At 51.2% G+C, this 2,045-nt stretch carries 1 protein-coding gene; it reads left to right on the top strand.

The genetic code is table 11. The features are described 5' to 3' along the window. The coding region (locus G9G54_RS24760) for a non-ribosomal peptide synthetase (RefSeq protein ID WP_165179936.1) at positions 1–2,045 on the top strand (2,045 nt) is incomplete at both ends.

Raw genomic sequence — 2,045 nt, 5'->3', positions numbered from 1 at the left:
CGTTTGATCAAAAAGGCAGCTTTGATGTTGAAATTTTCCGCAAGAGTCTGGATGTACTGACACAGCGTCATGAAGCGCTGCGAACGAATTTCCATATGTTTGAGACAGGACACAGTCAGGAGCCATTGCAGATCGTATTCCGTCACAAAGATAGCGACCTTTCCTTCCAGGATATACGGGAAATGCAGGAAGCGGAGCAACAGGCGTATATCCAGGCGTTTAAGCTAGAGGACCAAGCTAGGGGCTTTAATCTCGGTACGGATGCACTCATGCGCGTACAGGTATTGCAAACCCATGAAGAAACGTATCATTTGGTATGGAGCTTCCATCACATTGTCATGGACGGCTGGTGCTTATCGCTCGTTACAGGCGAAGTGTTTGGTACGTACTTTGCGCTACTGGAGCAGAAGCAACCGGAGCTTGCTCCTATCACACCGTATGGCCAATATATCGAATGGCTAGAGCGTCAGGATGAACGTGCGGCAAAAGAGTACTGGAGCAGCTATTTGGCGGGCTTTGAACAGCAAACGTTGTTGCCGGGTGCAGATGCTTTATCGAAAGACCAAGCGGCTAATACGGTATCCACTACAGCAAGTGAAACCAGCGAATATGTTTCTGAAAAAATAACGGTAGATCTGGACCCAACGTGGAGCGAAGCCATACACCGGATTGCGAAGCAGCAACAGGTCACGATTAATACGCTGATGCAGAGCGTGTGGGGCCTTATTTTGCAGAAATATAACAACAATGAGGATGTTATTTTCGGTAGTGTCGTATCTGGACGTCCGACGGATATTGCTGGCGTAGAGCATATGATCGGTTTGTTCATTAATACGATCCCGGTGCGGATTCAAAGTGAACGGAATGCCACTTTTGTGGAAGTGATGCGGAAAACGCAGGAACAGGCACTGGCCTCGGGAGCCTATGACAGCTTCCCGCTGTATGAAATTCAGGCATTGACCGAGCAGAAGCAGCATCTGATTAACCACATTATGGTATTTGAGAATTATCCGGTAGAGGAGCAAGTCGAGCAGCTTAGTGAAGTTCGTCCATCCGCTTTTGAAATTACGAATGTAGAGGTTGTTGAGCAAACGAATTATGATCTGGACTTGATTGTGATGCCCGATGAAACCTTCCGCATCATGTTCAGATATAACGCCAATGTATACGATCGGTCTACGATAGAGCGGATGCAGGGACATGTACTGCATGTCATCGAGCAAATTATCGACAATCCGCATATCCAAGTAAATGAGCTGGAATTGGTGACACCGGAAGAGCAGGCGCAGATCGTTCAGATGTGGGGAGATACGGCGGCAGCCTATCCGCAGGATCAGACGCTAAGTGCAATGTTTGAGCAGCAGGCGGCACGAACACCGGATCAGGTGGCAGTGTTGTGCGGAGCGGAATCGTTGACCTACGCGGAGCTGAATGAACGCGCGAACCGTTTGGCCCGGACGCTGCGTGCGGAAGGTGTTCAGCCGGATCAGCCGGTTGGCATTCTGGTTCAGCGTTCGCTGGACATGATCGTAGGCATTTATGCGATCCTCAAGGCAGGCGGAGCTTATGTACCCATCGATCCAGAATATCCGGCGGACCGCATCCGCTTTATGCTGGAGGATTCGGGTGCGAAGCTGGTGCTGACGCAATCGCATTTGGCGGAGCAAGCCTCACGGAGTTTCGACGGCCAGGTGCTGGTGCTGGATCGTCATGAGCAGGATGGCCAAGACATTTACCACAAAGACGGTTCGAATCTGGAGCCATTGGCCGGACCGCACCATGTAGCCTATGTCATCTATACCTCTGGCTCCACCGGGAAACCGAAGGGCGTGATGGTGGAGCACCATTCCGTGCTGAACCGGATTTTGTGGATGCATGATCGATACGGTTTGAGTGCGGAAGATACGGTTCTGCAAAAGACCGCCTTCACGTTCGACGTATCGGTGTGGGAGCTGTTCTGGTGGTCGATGGTCGGCTCGAAGGTGAGCTTGCTGTCGGTAGGCGGGGAAAAGAACCCGGAAGACATCGTCGACACGATTGCCCGC

Source organism: Paenibacillus sp. EKM212P (genome assembly GCF_011066115.1).
Lineage (GTDB): Bacteria > Bacillota > Bacilli > Paenibacillales > Paenibacillaceae > Paenibacillus > Paenibacillus polymyxa_B.
Note: the sequence above shows the minus strand (reverse complement) of the source record. Positions and strands in the feature narration are given on the sequence as shown.